This window comes from Janthinobacterium sp. OK676, assembly GCF_900103595.1.
Lineage (GTDB): Bacteria > Pseudomonadota > Gammaproteobacteria > Burkholderiales > Burkholderiaceae_D > Janthinobacterium.
This window is the reverse complement of the sequence record NZ_FNHA01000005.1, coordinates 131,825-149,848: the sequence shown is the minus strand read 5'-3', so window position 1 is coordinate 149,848 and position 18,024 is coordinate 131,825. Positions and strand designations below refer to the sequence as shown.

The following is an 18,024-nucleotide window of genomic DNA, read 5'->3' as shown; positions in this document are numbered from 1 at the left end:
ACCATGGACCTGGAACGGGCGAAGCAAGTGTGCCGCGGCTTTCCCGGCGCGACCGAAGACATCAAGTGGAGCAACGTGCTGGCGTTTTGCGTCGGCGGCAAGATGTTCGCCCTGTGCGGCGCGGAAGCGCACAGCACGCGCGGCATGAGCTTCAAGGTCGATGCGGAGCGCTTCCTGGAATTGACGGATCGCCCCGGCTTTCGCCCTGTACCCTACCTGGCGCGGGCCAGATGGGTGCTCGTCGCCAGCCCCGACGCCCTCGACGACGATGAAATGGCCGCCCTGCTGCACCGCTCATACAGCCTGATTGTTGCGGGGCTGACGAAAAAAATGCAACGTGACATTGGAGAATCAGCAACATGACCGATACGCTCGACAGTCTGGAAGCACGCGCCCCCGAAGCGCGCGAACGCGAATTGATGGCCGGCCTGCCGCAGCTGATCGCGCGCGCGCAGCAGGCGCCGGGCTGGGCCCGCATCCTCGATGGCGTCAACGCGGCCGACATCACCAGCCGCGCCGCGCTGGCGCAACTGCCCGTGACGCGCAAGTCCGACCTCAAGCAATTGCAGCACGGCGCGCTGCCGTTCGGCGGCCTGAACACGACGCCGAAAAACGCCCTGTCGCGCGTGTTCGTCTCGCCCGGCCCCATCTTCGACCCGGAAGGGCGCGGACCCGACTGGTGGCGCTTCGCGCGGCCCATGTACGCTGCCGGCGTGCGCGCCGGCGGCTTGCTGCAGAACTGCTTTTCGTATCACTTCACGCCGGCCGCCTTCATGGTCGAAGGGGGCGCCGCGCGCCTGGGCTGCACCGTCATCCCGGCCGGCATCGGCCAGACGGAAATGCAGGTGCAGGCGATGGTCGACCTGAAGCCGGACACGTACATCGGCACGCCGTCGTTCCTGAAACTGATCATCGAGAAGGCGCGCGAAATGGGCGCCGACATCAGCAGCGTCACCAAGGCCGTGATGGGCGCGGAAGCCCTGCCCGAATCGCTGCGCAGCTGGTTTGCCGAAAACGGCGTGCCGCACGTGTTCCAGACCTATGCCTCGGCCGACATCGGCAGCATCGCCTATGAGACGGCCAGCAATGGCAAACTCAATCCCGGCATGGTGGTCGATGAAAACGTGCTGCTCGAGATCGTCCACCCGGGCAGCGGCATTCCCGTCGCGCCGGGCGAAGTAGGCGAAGTCGTCGTCACCGTCTTCAATGCCGACTATCCGCTGATCCGCTTCGCCACGGGCGACCTGTCAGCCGTGCTGATGGACGCGCCGGAGTCGCCGTGCGGGCGCACGAATACGCGCATCAAGGGCTGGATGGGGCGCGCCGATCAAACCACCAAGGTGCGCGCCATGTTCGTGCATCCGTCGCAGGTGCATGAAATCGCGCGCCGCCACCCGCAGATCAAAAAGGCGCGGCTGGTGGTATCGGGCCGCATGGCCAATGACGAAATGACTTTGCATTGCGAAGTCGATAATCCTCATGACGCCAGCGGCACCGAGGCCATCATCGGCTCGATCCGCGAACTGACCAAGCTGCGCGGCGAGGTGCTGCTGGTGGCCGTGGGCAGCCTGGCGCAGGATGGAAAAATAATCGACGACATGCGCGATTACAAATAAGGCCGATTTGCGGGATAATACCCGCATTCATCATCAGCCCCATTCATCGCCATGCAAGAGTCCATGCAAGAATTTCATCACAATCGTGCCCGTGACCTGATCAAGAACGCGGAACTGCTGTTCGACCAAGACGCCGTGCAGGCGTCGATCACGCGCATGGCCGATGTGCTCAACACGCGCTTCAACGCCGAGGACTCGAAAGAGTTCCCGCTGGTGCTGGGCGTGATGGGCGGCGCCGTCGTGTTTACGGGCAGCCTGCTGCCGCAACTGAGCTTTCCGCTCGAATTCGATTACATCCACGTAAGCCGCTACGGCGACGACGACAAGGGTGGCGAAGTGGTATGGAAAGTCATCCCCCGCTCGAACGTGGCGGGCCGTACCGTCATCGTACTCGACGATATTCTCGACGAAGGCGAAACCCTGGCGCACGTCAAGCAGCGCTTGCTGGACATGGGCGCTTCGGAAGTCATCCTGGCCGTGTTCGCCGACAAGGCCATCGGCAAGAAGAAGCCCGTGCAAGCCGACATCGTCGGCCTGGTGATCCCGAACCGCTTCGTCGTCGGCTTCGGCATGGATGCGTATGGCTACTGGCGCAACCTGCCGGGGCTGTGGGCCATCAAGCCTGAAGATTTGAAGCAGGAGTGATTGTGGTGTTGTCGGATTACGCGCTGCGCGCTAATCCGACCTACCAGTGCCCGGTGGCGTAATCCGACACCGTCATCATAGGTCGTAGGTCGGATTAGCGGCGGCACGCCGCGTAATCCGACACCACCACCATCGCAACAACGATTACAGCTTCAACCGCGCGCGCGCCGCATCGTATTCGGCTTTCAGGCGCGCCACCATTTCTTCCACGCTCGGCACGTCGTCCATCAAGCCCACCCCCTGGCCCGCGCCCCAGATGTCGCGCCAGGCCTTGGCGCTGCCGGAGCCGAAATTCATCGCGCTCTTGTCCGCTTCGGGCAAGGCTTCCGGATCGAGTCCCGCCGCTACAATCGATTTTTTCAGGTAATTGCCGTGCACGCCAGTAAACAGGTTCGTGTAGACGATGTCGGCCGCGCTGGAATCGACGATGGCGTCGCGGTAGCCGTCGCTGACGTTCGATTCCTTGGTCGCCAGCCAGCGCGAGCCGATATAGGCAAAGTCCGCGCCCATCGCTTGCGCGGCCAGCACGGCGTCGCCCGTGGCGATGGAGCCCGACAGCGCCAGCGGGCCGTCGAAAAATTTGCGCACCTCGCCCACCAGGGCGAACGGCGACAGGGTGCCCGCGTGGCCGCCGGCGCCGCTGGCCACCAGGATCAAGCCATCGACACCGGCCTCCAGCGCCTTTTTCGCGTGGCGGATCGAGATCACGTCATGCAGCACGATACCGCCATAGCTATGGATGGCATCGAGCATTTCCTTGGGCGGCGCGCGCAGCGAGGAAATAATGATGGGGATCTGGTGTTTCACGCACACTTCCACGTCGTGCGCGAGGCGGTCGTTCGACTGGTGCACGATCTGGTTGACGGCGATCGGTCCCACTTTCTTGCCCGGATTGGCGGCCTGGAAGGCGGCCAGTTCGGCCTGCAGCTCCGTGAGCCAGGTGTCGAGCAATTCGGCGGGACGCGCGTTCAGGGCCGGGAAGGAACCGACGATGCCGGCCTTGCACTGCGCCGCGACGAGGGCCGGGCCGCTGGCGATGAACATCGGCGAAGCGATAACGGGTAAGGAGAGGTTTTGCAACGCAACAGGCAATGCCATGGCGGACTCGCTGGAAAGTTGATCGGGATGAGAAACACACTGAGCTTGATTATAGTTCAGAAAAAGTACGATCGTGCTGAATTTATCGCGCCGGCGTTTCAAGCCTCGTTAAGCAAGTACTCACCCTCGACCCGTGCCGCCGTGGCCCGCATCAACTGGGAAACGGCCCACTCGGCCAGCGCGGCCGCTTCCTGGCGCAGAAAGCGCCGGTTCGCCTCTTCAAAGACGGGCATGCCGCGCAGCAGGGCCGGTATGTCGGCGAGGGCGATGCGCTGGCGTTCCAGCAGCAGGAATTTCAGCAGCACTTTCACGGCGTTCTGCGCATTGCGCACGGGGTCGGACGACAGGTAATCGAGGCGAGAATAGGCGCGCTGCAGGGCGCCGGCGGCATCCGTGAATGGCCGCCCGTGGCCGGGGACCACCACGCGCACGTCGAGGCCGGCGATCAGGTCCAGGGTGGCGCGCGCCTCGGCAAAACCGGAGCCGCCATCGAGTTCGGGAAAGATCACGCCAAAGCCGTTTTCCCACAGGGCGTCGGCGGAGATCAGGATGCCCTCGCCGGCGCAGTAAAAAATCAAGGAGTGCGGATCGTGGCCCGGCGCGCCCAGCGCTTGCCAGCCCATGCCGGCCAAGGTCAACGAGTCGCCTGGCGAGACGGTGGCGTCAAAGCCGAAGCGCGGGCATTGCTGGCCCGTGGCCTGAAAACTCAGGGCATCGACATCCCACGCGCGCACCTTGCCCGCTTCCGACACGGGAATGGCCGTATGGCAGCCGTATTCCTCTTGCAGCAGCGCGTTGCCGCCGCAATGGTCGGAATGCAGGTGCGTATTGAACAGACGGTCCAGGGGACGCCCGGCCAGGCTATGGCGCAGCAGGGCCAGGGTTTGCGGCGCGTGCGTGACATAGCCGCTGTCGATCAGCGCCGTCTCGTCCCGGCCCTGGAACAGGATGTTATTCGACGACAGCCAGCCGCGTTCGAACACCTGCATGGCATCGGGGAACAGCGCTGGCGATCGCGGCATGGGCTTCCTCAGTAGTCGGGCTCGAAGTCGAGCAGGGATTCGCGTCCTGGCAATTCGGCCCACACGGCGCGCTTGAAGTCGTCGTCGGCCTTGCTCCAGGCGATGATCTCGTCGAGCGTGCGCAAGCAGCCTTCGCACAAGCCGCTATTGCGGTTCATCTTGCACAGGCTGACGCAGGGCGACGGTACCGGCGACGGCAAGGGAAGCGGAACGGCTGGCGGAGGTGGGGGAGCGACCATCATGGAGCGGCATCGGTAAACGTGAAGGCTTTCATTATGCCGCGAAACGGCGCCGGCGAGGCGATGGCATGGCCATGCAATGTTTCTATCGCTACATTTTTCAGCGCGAAACATGGTCAAAGAGTTATCTGTCGCATATTTATTTTATGCCCGGCTTTCACTCTGCGGGTGGCCGTCCTACAGCCGGATCAGGCCAGATCCTGCTTGACTTGAGATACTACACAACTATACTACCATCCATACAGATGGCAAATGGATGCCACATGGAGTTCTGGAGACTTATGGCCAAGCAAGACAGCAAGCCCAAAATTGGGGAATCCGAGAAAATCACGATCAACCTCGGCTTGATCGACCTGGGGCAGATCGATCTGCTGGTCCAGGAGGGATTTTATTCCAACCGCACGGATCTGATCCGTACGGCCATACGCAACCAGCTGGGTACCCACGCCGACGTGGTGAAACAAACCGTCGCCCGCAAAAGCCTGGTATTGGGCATGCAGCATTACTCGCGCGCCGATCTGGAAGCGATCCAGGCAGCCGGCCAGCGCCTGCAGATACAGGTGCTGGGACTGGCCAGCATCGCCAGCGACGTCTCCGTGGAACTGGCACTGGCCACCATCGAGTCGATCTTCGTATTAGGTGCCCTGCACGCCAGCACCGTCGTCAAGACGGCGCTCGCAGGGCGAATTCACTAGCGTATTGGTTCGCGGCGATGACCCGGCCGATACGCTGCACCGTTAAGGATGGTCATGAAACTACCTCTCAACATGCTGGCGCAGATGCGCGCCGCAACCCGCAACCTGATGGGCAGCGGTCCCGCCGCCGCCACCGAAGCGATCCAGCAGGCGCTGTCCGCCGCCGGCCTGGCGCCGCAAGCGGCCGCCACGCAAACGCCCCCACCGCAGCCGATGCGCGACATTAATCCGCCACCTGCGCCGCCACCTGCGCAAGCCCGAGCCGAGCAGCCGGAAGCGGCATCGGTACCGCCCACGCCCGCACAGGCGGCGCAGGACTTCGCGCAGGATTTCATGGCGCGCCTGGGCGTGCCGGCCGGCCTGGGCCAGCACAGCTTCGACATGCCCAGCTTCGAGCTGCCGAATTTCCACCCACCCGGTTTCAACGCGCCGGCCGCCACGCCGGTCGATGTGCCGGCCGGTGCCCAATTCATCGACGGCGTGTACCGCAACCACGCGGGCACGCGTTCGTACAAGTTGTACATCCCCAGCACCTACCACGGCCAGGCCATGCCGCTGATCGTGATGCTGCACGGCTGTACGCAAAATCCCGACGATTTCGCGGCCGGCACGCAGATGAATGCGCTGGCCGAAGAAAAGGAATGTTTTGTCGTCTACCCGGCGCAGACGCAGGGCGCCAACAGTTCGCGCTGCTGGAACTGGTTCAATGCCATCGACCAGCAACGCGACCAGGGCGAACCTTCGCTGATCGCCGGCATCGCCCAGCAAGTGATCGACGAATATCCTGTGAATGAACGCGAAGTGTTCGTCGCCGGCCTGTCGGCGGGCGGCGCCATGGCCGTCATCGTCGGCACCTTGTACCCGGATTTGTTTGCCGCCGTCGGCGTGCATTCGGGCTTGCCTTTCGCCTCGGCGCAGGACTTGCCGTCCGCGCTGGCGGCCATGAAGGGCGGCGCCATGCCCAATGCCCAGCGCAAGGCGCCGGCCGGCGGCGTGCCCATCATCGTTTTCCACGGCGACCGCGACACCACCGTCAACCTGCGCAATGGCGATGAACTGATCGCCCAGGGCGTGCGCAGCCAGGCGGGCGGCAAGGCGGCCAAAGCCGCATCCATCGACGGCAGCGTGCCAAATGGCCACCGCTACACGCGCACCACGCACAGCCAGGCCGACGGCTCGCCGCTGGGAGAGTACTGGATCATCCACGGCGCGGGCCACGCGTGGTCCGGCGGCAGCGACAGCGGCAGCTATACGGATGGAAAAGGCCCGGACGCCAGCCGCGAGATGCTGCGCTTCTTCAAGACCGTCAGCTGACGTTGTCGGTGTAGGGCGCGATTTGCCGCTGCTTGTCGGCGATCTCGCACACGCCGTCCGCATAGCGGTGGGAGATGGCGATGAACTGGTCCTGGATCTGCAAAAAGGCATCGACGATCTCGGCGTCGAAGTGCGAGCCGCGCCCCTCGACGATGATCCGCACGGCTTGCGCATGGTCCATGCCCTGCTTGTAGATGCGCCGGCTGATCAGGGCGTCGTACACGTCGGCCAGCGCCATCAGGCGGGCCGAAATCGGGATGTCTTCGCCGGCCAGGCCTTGCGGGTAGCCGCTGCCATCCCATTTCTCGTGGTGGCTGTAGGCGATCTCTTTCGCGTATTTGAGGAAATCGACTTCGATGCCCAGCTCGTGCTCGGCCGCCAGGATGGCGTCGCGCCCCAGGGTAGTGTGCGTCTTCATGATGGCCATTTCGTGCGGCTCGAAACGTCCCGGCTTGAGCAGGATATGGTCGGGGATGCCCACCTTGCCGATGTCGTGCAGCGGCGCCGTCTTGAACAGCAGTTCGATATTCTTGTCCGTCAAAAAATCGCGGAAACGCGGCAAGTCGCGCACCTTCTCGGCCAGCGCCTTCAGGTAGTGCGAGGTGCGGCGGATATGGTTGCCCGTCTCGCTGTCGCGCGTCTCGGCCAGCGAGGCCATGGCGTGGATGGTGACGTCCTGCAGCGCCGCCACTTCCTGCACGCGGCGCTCCACTTCCGTTTCCAGGTACTGGTTCTGGTCGCGCAGGAAATCCTGCATCTGCTTCATCGCCAGCTGCGTCCTGATGCGCGCCAGCACGATGGGCGCCGAGATCGGCTTGGTGATGTAGTCGACGGCGCCCAGGGCCAGGCCCAGCTGCTCGTCCGCCACTTCGCTCATGGCGGTGACGAAAATCACGGGGATGCCGGCCGTGGCGGGATCGGCCTTCAGCGCGCGGCACACGTCGTAGCCGCTCATGCCCGGCATCATGATGTCGAGCAGGATCAGATCGGGCTGGTCGCTGCCGGCGGCGATCTTCAGGGCACGCTCGCCATTGACGGCGATCTTGGTGCGGTAATCGTCTTCCAGCACCGCGCGCAGCAGGTCGATATTGTCTGGCGTGTCGTCGACCACCAGGATGGTTGGCTTGCTTGCCGGCGCTCTCATGCCCGTCCTTCGTTCTGCATCATTATCCTTCTCACAGTGTCAGCTCCAGCGCATCGGCCACTTCGCCCAGCTGCGCCAGCGCACCTTCGAAATCGTATTGTCCCAGCATGCGCTTCAACTGGCGCGCATGTTCCGCCTGCCCCGCCGCGACCAGCACGGGACCGATGCCGTCGAGGTGCCTGACGGCCTGCGCATCGTCCTGCTGCAGCAGTTGCGACAGTTCGCGCAAGCCCGCTTCCAGGTTCGCGCGGTCCACCGGCGCCACGTGCGCCAGCGCCGCGCCGCCCGCCTCGGCCGCATGGCCGCGCGACTGCATGGCCAGCACGATCTTCGGCACCAGCTCGTCGAGCGCCAGGGTGCAGGCGGCCAGCGCCTGCGGCAAGCCGTCGTGCGAGCCCAGGCTGAGCAAGTGCTCGACCCGCGCGGCGCTGTCGGCCAGGCCACCGGCGCCGATATTGCCGGCCAGGCCTTTCAGGGTATGCGCTTCGCGGATCGCCGTTTCCAGCTGGTTGTTCTCGATGGCGGCAACGATGCGCTGCATGGCGTCGAACTGGGTTTCCACGAAGCGGTCCAGCAATTTTCGCATCAAAGCGGCATTGCCGCCCACGCGGCGCATGGCTTCCGCCATTTTCAGGCCGGCGATCACGGGCAGCTCCGCTTCCGGCTGCGCCACCACCGCCATCATTGCCTGCGGCGTGGCCGGCGCGATCCAGCGCGCCAGGGTGCCGAACAGCTGCGCCACGTCGATCGGCTTGGCGATGAAATCGTTCATGCCGGCGTCCAAGCATTTTTCCTTGTCGCCCACCATGGCGTTGGCCGTCATGGCGATCACGGGCAAGTTCGAATAACGGGGATCCTGGCGCAGCTTGCGCGTCGCCTGGTAGCCATCCATCACCGGCATCTGGCAATCCATCAGCACGCCGTCATAGGTGTTTTCCTCGATCTTTGCCAGCGCGATGGCGCCATTGCCCGCGATGTCGACGCGGATGCCGGCGTCGTTGAGGATATGCTGCGCCACTTCCTGGTTGACTTCATTGTCCTCGACCAGCAGCAGCCAGGCGCCGCGCAGGGCCCGCTCGTCGTCGCGGTAGCTGCTCTGGCGCTGCGTCTTGCGGCTCTGCCCCGTCACGCCGCCAAACACGAACGCAATCTGGTCGAGCAGGGTCGAGGCGCTGATCGGCTTGTTCAATACGCCGTCGAGCGGCAAGTCGCGCTGGCGCGCCGCCTCCAGCAGCGCTTCGCGATGGAAGGCCGTGACCATGATGCAGGCCGGCGTCGCATCGATGCCGGCGGCATCGGCGCGGATGCCGGCCAGGGTATCGAGGCCGTTCATGCCCGGCATTTTCCAGTCCATCAGCACCAGCCCGTACGGCCGCCCCTCGGCGCGCGCCTGCGCCACGGCGCCGATGGCCTGCACGCCGCCGAACACGGCACGCGCCTCGAAGCCCAGCGCCGTGAGCATGCTGACGAAGATTTCACGCGCGCTGGGGTTGTCGTCGACCACCAGCACGCGCAGGCCATGGAATTGCTGTGGCAATAGCAAAGTATCGCGCGGCACGGCGGCCAGGCCAAAGCGGGCCGTGAAGAAAAAGGTGCTGCCCACGCCCGCTTCGCTGACCAGGTCGATCTCGCCTTCCATCATTTCCACCAGCCGCTTGCTGATGGTCAGTCCCAAGCCCGTGCCGCCATGGTGGCGCGTGGTGGACGTGTCGGCCTGGGTAAAAGCCTGGAACAATTTGCTGCGCTGGGGGGGCGTGAGGCCGATGCCCGTGTCGCGCACGTCCACGCGCAAGACGGCCGCATGCTCTTCCAGCTGCTGCAGGCGGATGGTGACGACGATCTCGCCCTTGTCCGTAAATTTGATGGCGTTGTTGGTCAGGTTGATCAGCACCTGGCCCAGGCGCAGCGGATCGCCCTGCAGGGCGTTCGGCACGTCGGGGGCGACGTCGAACAGCAGTTCGAGTCCCTTGTCCTGCGCCCGCATCACGGACAGGTCGGCGATCTGCGCCAGCACGTCCTCGAGGAAGAAATCGACTTTTTCAAAAGCCATCTTGCCCGCCTCGATCTTCGAGAAATCAAGGATGTCGTCGATGATGGCCAGCAGGTTCTTCGACGCCGATTCCACCTTTTCCAGGTAGTTGCGCTGGGTCGACGTCAGTTCCGTCTGCAGCGCCAGGTGGGTCATGCCGATGATGCCGTTCATCGGCGTACGGATCTCGTGCGACATATTGGCCAGGAAGTCCGACTTCATCTTGGTCGCATCTTCTGCCACTTCGACGGCGTGGCGCAGGTCCTGCTCGACGGCCAGGCTGGTGCTCATGTCCTTGAGCGCCTGCAGCAGTTCGCCCGTCTCGTCGCGCGACGTCACTTCGATGACGGAACTGAGGTCGCCATTGGCCACGCGCGTGGCGATCGCCACCGCCTCGCCCAGCGGCCGCGTGATCGAGCGCGCCGACCACGCAAAGGCGAGACCCGTCAGCAAGGCCGCCAGGCCGATGCCGCCCATCAGCAGCAGCGAGGTATCGATGTCGTTGCGTATCCTGGCCGCGCTGTCGCGGATCTGCCGCTGCTGCAGGTCATCGAGCTGGCCCACGTACAGCAGCACTTTTTCCAGCACCGGCAAGGTCTGCGTCTGCATGGCCTGCTCGGCGCGGGCATGCTCGCCGTGTTCGACCAGTTCGAACATCGCCTTGAGCGACACATAGTAGTCGGCGCGTGCCAGGTGCATCTGTTCCAGCAGGCGCCGCTCCTCGGGCCGCGCATCGAGACCGTCGAGGATGCGCACCTGCTCGTCGATGCCTTGCTTGATCGCTTCCAGGCGCGCCTGGTTCGCCTGGCGTAGCGCCAGCTCGTGCTGGTTCGGCAGGTTGCCGATGCGCGTGGCCGCCTCGCGCGCCAGCCCGTGGATCTTGCTGGTGGCCTTGGCGGCGACCCAGTCGCGCTGCAGGATATCGTCGGTCTCGGCGCGGATGGCATAGATGCGGCTGCCGGACAGCACGATGACGACCAGCATCAGCACGATCAACATGGCATAACCGGCATTGATGCGCACGCCGATACTGATATCCCTGAAGCGCATAACTTTCCTATAAGAAATTCTTGAAAGTCGAAGTCTGACCGTATTCCCCTACAAAATGCAAGGTCTTTTGCAAAGGAAAAAGCGTGCCGATGCGCTTATTTGGCCGCTGTCGGGACTTTTGCAGGCGGCGTCAAGGTAGCGATGTGCGTTTGCAGGCAGGCGGGGCACCAGCAGCCCGCGGCAGCGCCGCCGGGCAAGGGAACGGCGGGCGGCAGGGCCAGGCACCAGCACGGTTCGTTGGCGTCCGGGTCAAGCTGGCCGCACTGGAAGGTGGCGCCGCACAGGCTGCACTGGCTCATGGCTGTGTTTGAATTGGCAAGTGTGTGTCATGCCGCGCCGGAAGGCGACGCAGATGTAACGGGCGGTAAAAGGGCTGGCTGGGGGACATATCGGGCCAGACTATAGGATCATCAGGGAAAATACAACAAGATCGCCCTATAATGCCTCCAAGATTTTCTTCTTCCCTGTAAAATCGCACAAATCTATTTTCCGGACTCGCCATGAATCAACTAGCTAACTTGAACCTGGACATGAATGACGACTTGACGGCGGTGTCGCCGCAAATCAAGGCGCAGATTCTGGCCGAGGCCCTCCCCTACATCCGCAATTTCCACGGCAAGACCATCGTCATCAAATACGGTGGCAACGCCATGACGGACGAACGCCTGAAGCACGGCTTCGCGCGCGACGTCATCCTGCTCAAGCTGGTCGGCATGAACCCCGTCGTCGTGCACGGCGGCGGACCGCAGATCGACAACGCGCTGAAAAAAATCGGCAAGCAAGGCACCTTCGTGCAAGGCATGCGCATCACCGATGAAGAAACCATGGAAGTGGTGGAGTGGGTGCTGGGCGGCGAAGTGCAGCAGGATATCGTCATGCTGATCAACCATTACGGCGGCCAGGCCGTGGGTCTGACGGGCAAGGATGGCGGCTTGATCCGCGCGCGCAAGATGCAGATGCCGGACCGCGAACATCCGGGCGAATTCCTCGACATCGGCTTCGTCGGCGAGATCGACGCGATCAACCCGGCCGTCGTCAAGGCGCTGCAGGACGACGCCTTCATCCCCATCATCTCGCCGATCGGTTTCGGCCAGGACGGCCAGGCCTACAACATCAACGCCGACGTCGTGGCGGGCAAGATCGCGGAAATCCTGAAAGCGGAAAAGCTGATCATGATGACCAACATCGCCGGCGTCCAGGACAAGCAGGGCAACCTGGTGACCGACCTGTCGGCGCGTGAAATCGACGAGATGTTCGCCGATGGCACGATCTCGGGCGGCATGCTGCCGAAGATCTCGTCCGCGCTCGACGCCGCCAAGTCCGGCGTGAACACGGTGCACATCATCGACGGCCGCATCGAACACTCATTATTGCTGGAAGTGTTGACCGAGCAGGCTTTTGGTACTATGATCCGTTCGCACTAAAAAATAATTCGGCGCAATTCACCCAGCGCCGATTTTTTATGCCCTTGTAGCTCAGTGGTAGAGCACTCCCTTGGTAAGGGAGAGGCCACGTGTTCGATCCACGTCAAGGGCACCAGTATCCTTTCCCCGCAGCTGAAAAACTGTCCATGGCGGCGTTGTCCTTCCTCGCCGTACATTCGTACTGTCTTCGTCAGTCCGCCTTGCCCTGAACACTTTTCCATCTGCTCTGCCGCGTGTCTTGCGCGGCTGAGCTAGCGCTATCTCTTCTGCCTTCTGTCGTCAAAACTCAATACACCCGCTCGACCTTCAATCCGCGTTTACGCAGCAAATCCGGCACGCTCTTTTCGCCAACCAAATGCAGCACGCCGATGGCGGCCAGGCTGGACTTTTCGCGCGCAAGCAACTTGGCGATGCCGTCGGCCAGGGCCGGGTTGCGGCCGTCCAGCAACACCTTTTGCACGAACTGCGCGGCGAACGAAGGGTCTGTGGCCGCCTTCGCCGCCAGCTTGTCGAAGGCGGCTGCGTCGGCGTTGCGCCAGGCGTTGGCGATCTCGCGCGCTTCCTGGCTTTGTTCCTGGTCCTCGATCGAGGCCACGCCGTCTTCCAGGAAGCGGCACTGGTCGACCGGCGACATGGCGCCGAACAGCGCCATCTGGCCTTCCATCGACTCGAGTTCCACCACGGGGATCTTGCGCGCCTTGGCTTGCTGCGACAGGTAATTGTCCACCGCCAGGTCCGAGCGGTAGCCAAGCGTGGAAAATTCGCCGATGGCCAGCACGCTGGCCAGCATCCACGGCTTCATCGGCGCCACCGCTTCGGGCGCGATGCCGTATTTTTGCAACAGCGGCGCCAGGCGCGGGGCCAGGGTCTGGCGGCAGTCGACAGGCACTTTGCTGCCCGGCGCCTCCATGCCGTATTTCAGCACGGCGCTGACGGCCTTGCGCGGATCGGCGCCGGGATCGATCTCCAGCGCCAGCGCGCCAGCGCCGTCCAATGCCCGCGTCACGGTCGGCTCGAGCGGATAAAAGTCGGGTGCGCCGACGTGGATGGTACCGAACAGATACAGGGTGTGGCTGGCGTCCTGCACCTTGAACAGCGCGCCCCGGTTTTGCGCCACGGCCGGCGCTTCCGCCAAGGCCGACTGCAACGGCAGCAAGAATAATCCGCAAAACATCACTATAATCTGGCGTCGCATGGTTTTCCTGATTGTTGAATTGTTCATCTTCTCTCGCTAGCAAAGACTCCTGTGCCTGTGTCCCATCTTAACCGCTCGTCGCCGGTCTGGCTGTTTGACCTCGACAACACGCTGCACAATGCCTCGCACGCCATCTTCCCCACCATCACGGCCAATATGAATACCTATATTGCCCGCGTACTGGGCGACGGCGTGACGCCGGCCGACGACGCCATCGTCAATGCGGCGCGCGCGGCCTACTGGCGCCGCTATGGCGCCACCTTGCTGGGCATGGTCAAGCACCATCAGGTGCAGGCCGCGCATTTTCTGCACGAGACGCATGCCTTCGACGATTTGCGCGCCATGATACGCGCCGAGCGGGGGCTGGGGGCTTTACTCAAACGCTTGCCTGGCCGTAAAATTTTACTCACCAACGCGCCGCTGCGCTATTCGAGCGACGTGATGCGCCACCTGGGACTGCGCCGGCATTTTTCACACCACGTCTCCATCGAGGCCATGCATGTGCACCGCCAGTTGCGTCCCAAGCCTTCGACCCTGATGCTGCGCAAACTGATGCGCAAGCACCAGATCCGCCCCGGCCGCTGCATCCTGGTGGAAGACACCCTGGCCAACCTCAAGGGTGCGAAAAAACTGGGTCTGCGCACGGCCTGGATCACGCAATACCTGAAAATGGCCGATCCGATCGGCGTGGCGAAGTTGCCCAAGGCGTTAAATCGCCCCGCTTACGTCGATGTCAAAGTAAAATCTGTCCGGCATTTGGCACGCCGCCTTCACCGTCTGCGTTGAAGGGGATTCCTGGGCTTCCGGTTGACACTGGAAGCCGCACCGCTAGCGGCGGTGACGGACCTCCCCATCAAGGCAGCATTTTTTTTAACGACAAGAGAAAATATGGCAAGCACACCGCCGGGCCAACGCAGGCTACAAATTCTTCAGGCCCTCGCCGCAATGCTGGAGCAGCCGAAAGGCGAAAAGATCACCACCGCCGCACTGGCGGCCAGACTGACCGTATCGGAAGCGGCCCTGTACCGCCATTTCGCCAGCAAGGCGCAAATGTTCGAGGGGCTGATCGAATTCATCGAGTCTAGCGTCTTCGGCCTGATCAACCAGATCGCGGAAAAACACAGCGACGGCATGACGCAGACGCGCGACATCATCGGCATGCTGCTCAATTTCGCCATCAGCAATCCGGGCATGACGCGCGTGCTGATCGGCGACGCGCTGGTCAATGAGGACGAGCGCCTGCAAGTGCGCATGAACCAGTTCTACGACCGCGTGGAACTGGCGCTCAAGCAGGCCTTGCGCGTGGCCGCCGCCGAAGGCCATGGCAAGGAAAGCGAAGTGGCGGCGCGCGCCACCCTGATCGTCAGCTTCGTCATCGGACGCTGGCACCGCTACGCCAAGAGCGGCTTCAAGATCAATCCATCCCAGGAAGCGGCGCTGCAAATCGCCATGCTGCTGGGGTAAGTCACCGCCGCGGCTGTCCCCATGCATACCGACTGTTTCGCCCTGCTCGACGACGCCAGCACCCCGGGCGCCGGTTCGCGCCTGTACACGGGCCTGGCGGCGGTCTTGCGGTGCAGCGAGGGGCAACGGTGGCCGACCCTGCTGGAAGGGCTGCAAGAGGCCTTGCAGCGCGGCCAGCACGCCGTCAGCGTGTGCAGCTACGAACTGGGCGCCCACTTGCTGGCCATGCCGCCGCGCGCGGCCGGCATCGACGCGCCGCCGCTGGCGCAGGTGCTCGTCTTCGAGCATTGCACGCAGCTGTCGCAGGACGAGGTGGCGCAGTGGCTGGACGCGCGCGTCGACACGGACGCCGCGCCTGCCGGCGTGGCCGGCATCGAAGCCAATGTCGACCAGGCCGAATTTACGCGCGCGCTGCACCGCATCCACGACTACATCGTGGCCGGCGACACCTACCAGGTCAACTACACGTATCGTTTGCGCTTCGACGCCTTCGGCTCGCCCCTGGCCCTGTATGCGCGGCTGCGCGCGCGCCAGCCCGTGCCGTATGGTGCGCTGGTGATGCTGCCCGATGGCGGCGCCCTGCTGTCGCTGTCGCCGGAGCTGTTCGTGCGCCATGCGCAAGGCGAGCTGACGGCGCGTCCCATGAAAGGCACGGCGCCGGCCGCCCCTGCGGATCAAACGGCAGAAAACGCGCGCCGCGCCACCGCCCTGGCCAACGACCCAAAAAACCGCGCGGAAAACCTGATGATCGTCGACCTGCTGCGCAACGACATCGGCCGCATCGCCGCCACGGGTTCCGTCAAGGTGCCCGCACTGTTCGAGGTGACGCGCTACAGCAGCGTGCTGCAAATGACGTCCACCGTGCAGGCGCGCCTGCGCGGCGACGCCAGCCTGGCCGACATCTTCCAGGCCTTGTATCCGTGCGGCTCGATCACGGGCGCGCCGAAACGCCGCACCATGGAAATCATCGCCGAACTGGAACCGGCGCCACGCGGCATCTACACGGGCGCCATCGGCTGGTTCGATCCGCCATCTTCCAGTCAGGCCGTCGGCGACTTTTGCATGTCCGTGCCGATCCGCACCCTGGCCTTGCAGCCGGCTGGCCCTGGCGGCATCCGGCGCGGCGAAATGGGCGTGGGCGCCGGCATCGTGCTCGACAGCGACCCGCAGGAAGAATTTGCGGAATGCCAGCTCAAGGCCCGCTTCCTCACGGGCCTCACGAATGAATTCGAACTGTTCGAAACCCTGCACGCGAGCCGTGCCGACGGTTGCCGCCAGCAGGAGCGCCACCTGGCGCGCCTGGCCGCCTCCTGCGCCTACTTCGGTTTTAGCTGGGATGCCGACACTGCCCGCGCCGCGCTGCAGGCGGCTTGCACGGCGCGCCCCGACGATGTCCCTTTCCGACTGCGTCTGGCGCTGCGCCACGACGGCCGGTTCACGGTGCAAAGCGGCGTTCTCACCGCCTTGCCGGAGACGGTCAACGTCATGCTGGCGCCCGACACAACGACTGCCGGCGACCTGTTCCTGCGCCACAAGAGCAGCGTGCGCGCGCGCTATGACGCGGCCTGGCGCGCGGCCGAGGCACAAGGCGGCTTCGACATGCTGTTCTTTAACGAACGGGGCGAGCTGACGGAGGGCGGGCGCAGCAATGTCTTCGTGCAGCTGGACGGCCGCTGGCATACGCCGCCCCTGTCCTGCGGCCTGCTACCCGGCGTGCAACGCGCGGCCATGCTGGCCGATCCCGCCTGGAATGCGCAGGAAACCGTCATCACGCGCGCCATGCTGGCGCGGGCCGAAGCCATCGTCGTGTGCAATGCGCTGCGCGGGGCGATACCGGCACAGATTATCGCTAGCGCCTGAAACCGTTCAGGGCAAGGCGCATTGCCGAAGGCAGTGCGAACGCACGACGAGGCACTGCAACGCCGCCATGGACTGTTTCAGCCGCTAGATATCCACCTGCATTTCATAGCCGCCATAGATCATCCGCTTGCCATCGAACGGCAGCTTGGCCGGGTCCATCATCTCGGCCAGGCGCGGGTCTTTCATGACCTTGTCGTTGATTTCATCGCGCTTGGCGCGCGACTCATACACGATCCATGAAAACACCACCACTTCGCCATCCTGCAAGTCCACCGCCTGCGGGAACGAGGTCAGCTTGCCCGGCTTGACATCGTCGCCCACGCATTCGCGAAATTCCAGCGCGCCGTACTCTCGCCACACGGCGCCGCAACTGCGCGACATGGCCAGGTAGGCATCGAGCTTGGCTTTCGGTACGGGCACGACAAATCCATCGACATACGCCATGATGTTCTCCTTTGTTGTGACAAACGCGAACAACCAGCTTAGGACAATGATGGCAAGACGACAAGCGCGGCATTAAAAAAAAGCAGGCGATCAAGCCTGCTTGTGTCTCTGCGCGCCTTACAGCGCCAGCGCTTTTTCCACCGCGCCAACGAGTTTCTTGTCGTCCGGCGTCACCTTGCTGGGGAAGCTTTCCACCACTTTGCCGTGGCGGTCGATCAGGTATTTATGGAAATTCCAGGCCGGGGTCTTGCCCGTCTGCTTGATCAGGTCCACGTACAGCGGATTCGGCGCAGGGCCGGAGACGACGGACTTCGAAAACATGGGGAACTTCACGCCATAGGTGTTGTAGCAGAAATCGGCGATTTCCTTGCTGTTACCGGGCTCCTGCTTGCCGAAATCGTTCGACGGGAAGCCCAGCACCACCAGGCCCTTGCTGCCGTACTTGGCGTACAGCGCCTCGAGTCCTTCATACTGATTGGTAAAACCGCAATAGCTGGCCGTATTCACCACCAGCACGACTTTGCCCGCATACTGGCACAGGTTTTGCGGCGCCTCATCCTGCAGGCGGTTGAAGGTCTGCTTGAGGATGGCGGGGCAAGCGGCTGGCGCGGCAGCGGCAGCAGGGGCAGCGTCGGCCGCATGGGCCGGCATGGCCAGGCCGGCGCCGGCGGCAAGGGTGGTCAGTGCAAACAGCTGGGCAAGGGTCTTGGACATGAAGGGCACCATGGTTGAACGGAAAAAAACCATTCTATGTCAAACGCCGCGCGCGCGTACAAGACGGACAA

18 protein-coding genes and 1 tRNA gene are annotated in these 18,024 nt (G+C 63.6%); 10 read left to right on the top strand and 9 right to left on the bottom strand.

The window, feature by feature from the left end:
* The first annotated feature begins 3 nt into the window (after window positions 1–3).
* The 3 genes from BLU39_RS12130 to BLU39_RS12120 all read left to right on the top strand — a co-directional run bounded on the left by BLU39_RS12130 (window position 4) and on the right by BLU39_RS12120 (window position 2,261).
* Window positions 4–363, top strand: a complete 360-nt coding sequence (locus BLU39_RS12130) for an MmcQ/YjbR family DNA-binding protein (protein ID WP_092713263.1) — start codon at window positions 4–6, stop codon at window positions 361–363.
* Window positions 360–1,616: a phenylacetate--CoA ligase family protein gene (locus tag BLU39_RS12125; RefSeq protein WP_092713261.1), complete on the top strand. Its 1,257-nt coding sequence runs from the start codon at window positions 360–362 to the stop codon at window positions 1,614–1,616. Before BLU39_RS12130 ends, BLU39_RS12125 begins: the two co-directional genes overlap by 4 nt.
* Window positions 1,617–1,679: 63 nt before the next feature.
* Window positions 1,680–2,261 carry a hypoxanthine-guanine phosphoribosyltransferase gene (locus BLU39_RS12120; protein WP_058049341.1) on the top strand — a complete coding sequence of 194 codons (582 nt, stop codon included), beginning with the start codon at window positions 1,680–1,682 and terminating at the stop codon, window positions 2,259–2,261.
* 144 nt (window positions 2,262–2,405) lie between these two features.
* On the opposite strand, the gene BLU39_RS12115 is transcribed toward BLU39_RS12120, so the two are convergent.
* The 3 genes from BLU39_RS12115 to BLU39_RS28930 form a co-directional block, all read right to left on the bottom strand.
* Window positions 2,406–3,359 (bottom strand): NAD(P)H-dependent flavin oxidoreductase, encoded by a 954-nt coding sequence (locus tag BLU39_RS12115; protein ID WP_092713259.1) that lies wholly within the window; start codon window positions 3,357–3,359, stop codon window positions 2,406–2,408.
* A 98-nt stretch (window positions 3,360–3,457) separates the two neighbouring features.
* The gene (locus BLU39_RS12110) at window positions 3,458–4,381 is read right to left on the bottom strand and encodes an MBL fold metallo-hydrolase (RefSeq protein WP_092713256.1); all 924 of its coding nucleotides are present in this window, start codon (window positions 4,379–4,381) and stop codon (window positions 3,458–3,460) included.
* 8 nt (window positions 4,382–4,389) lie between these two features.
* Window positions 4,390–4,539, bottom strand: coding sequence for a DUF1289 domain-containing protein (locus tag BLU39_RS28930; protein ID WP_230504287.1), 150 nt, complete (start codon window positions 4,537–4,539; stop codon window positions 4,390–4,392).
* Between the two features lie 362 nt (window positions 4,540–4,901).
* Here BLU39_RS28930 and BLU39_RS12100 point away from each other — a divergent pair, with 362 nt between their 5' ends.
* Window positions 4,902–5,315 (top strand): CopG family transcriptional regulator, encoded by a 414-nt coding sequence (locus BLU39_RS12100; protein WP_034752801.1) that lies wholly within the window; start codon window positions 4,902–4,904, stop codon window positions 5,313–5,315.
* 54 nt (window positions 5,316–5,369) lie between these two features.
* On the top strand, window positions 5,370–6,629 hold the full coding sequence (locus BLU39_RS12095; protein WP_254788958.1) for an extracellular catalytic domain type 1 short-chain-length polyhydroxyalkanoate depolymerase: 1,260 nt from the start codon (window positions 5,370–5,372) through the stop codon (window positions 6,627–6,629).
* Here the strand turns inward: BLU39_RS12095 and BLU39_RS12090 are convergent.
* The 3 genes from BLU39_RS12090 to BLU39_RS12080 form a co-directional block, all read right to left on the bottom strand.
* Window positions 6,622–7,773, bottom strand: coding sequence for a response regulator (locus tag BLU39_RS12090; protein WP_092713252.1), 1,152 nt, complete (start codon window positions 7,771–7,773; stop codon window positions 6,622–6,624). The two genes, BLU39_RS12095 and BLU39_RS12090, sit on opposite strands and share 8 nt — an antisense overlap.
* Window positions 7,774–7,804: 31 nt before the next feature.
* Complete coding sequence (locus tag BLU39_RS12085; RefSeq protein WP_092713250.1) at window positions 7,805–10,852, bottom strand: response regulator; 3,048 nt, start codon at window positions 10,850–10,852, stop codon at window positions 7,805–7,807.
* 95 nt (window positions 10,853–10,947) lie between these two features.
* Window positions 10,948–11,151: a cysteine-rich CWC family protein gene (locus tag BLU39_RS12080; RefSeq protein WP_092713248.1), complete on the bottom strand. Its 204-nt coding sequence runs from the start codon at window positions 11,149–11,151 to the stop codon at window positions 10,948–10,950.
* Window positions 11,152–11,382: 231 nt separating this feature from the next.
* Between BLU39_RS12080 and argB the strand changes: the two genes are divergently transcribed.
* Together argB and BLU39_RS12070 are read left to right on the top strand one after the other, a co-directional pair.
* A complete protein-coding gene (gene argB / locus BLU39_RS12075) occupies window positions 11,383–12,276 on the top strand; it encodes an acetylglutamate kinase (protein WP_010393729.1) in 894 nt (297 codons plus the stop codon).
* Window positions 12,277–12,316: 40 nt separating this feature from the next.
* Window positions 12,317–12,391, top strand: a tRNA-Thr gene (locus BLU39_RS12070).
* A 171-nt stretch (window positions 12,392–12,562) separates the two neighbouring features.
* Here the strand turns inward: BLU39_RS12070 and BLU39_RS12065 are convergent.
* On the bottom strand, window positions 12,563–13,432 hold the full coding sequence (locus tag BLU39_RS12065; protein WP_254788957.1) for a TraB/GumN family protein: 870 nt from the start codon (window positions 13,430–13,432) through the stop codon (window positions 12,563–12,565).
* Window positions 13,433–13,522: 90 nt separating this feature from the next.
* Here BLU39_RS12065 and BLU39_RS12060 point away from each other — a divergent pair, with 90 nt between their 5' ends.
* The 3 genes from BLU39_RS12060 (at window position 13,523) to pabB (ending at window position 16,795) form a co-directional block, all read left to right on the top strand.
* Window positions 13,523–14,257, top strand: a complete 735-nt coding sequence (locus BLU39_RS12060) for a pyrimidine 5'-nucleotidase (RefSeq protein ID WP_092713244.1) — start codon at window positions 13,523–13,525, stop codon at window positions 14,255–14,257.
* 102 nt (window positions 14,258–14,359) lie between these two features.
* Entirely contained in the window at window positions 14,360–14,935 is a 576-nt protein-coding gene (slmA, locus tag BLU39_RS12055; protein WP_034752791.1) for a nucleoid occlusion factor SlmA, read from the top strand.
* A gap of 21 nt (window positions 14,936–14,956) precedes the next feature.
* Complete coding sequence (pabB, locus tag BLU39_RS12050) at window positions 14,957–16,795, top strand: aminodeoxychorismate synthase component I (RefSeq protein ID WP_092713242.1); 1,839 nt, start codon at window positions 14,957–14,959, stop codon at window positions 16,793–16,795.
* 84 nt (window positions 16,796–16,879) lie between these two features.
* Here the strand turns inward: pabB and BLU39_RS12045 are convergent, their stop codons facing one another.
* Together BLU39_RS12045 and BLU39_RS12040 are read right to left on the bottom strand one after the other, a co-directional pair.
* Complete coding sequence (locus BLU39_RS12045; protein WP_092713240.1) at window positions 16,880–17,239, bottom strand: DUF1428 domain-containing protein; 360 nt, start codon at window positions 17,237–17,239, stop codon at window positions 16,880–16,882.
* A 117-nt stretch (window positions 17,240–17,356) separates the two neighbouring features.
* On the bottom strand, window positions 17,357–17,953 hold the full coding sequence (locus BLU39_RS12040; RefSeq protein ID WP_092713636.1) for a glutathione peroxidase: 597 nt from the start codon (window positions 17,951–17,953) through the stop codon (window positions 17,357–17,359).
* Between the last annotated feature and the right edge of the window lie 71 nt (window positions 17,954–18,024).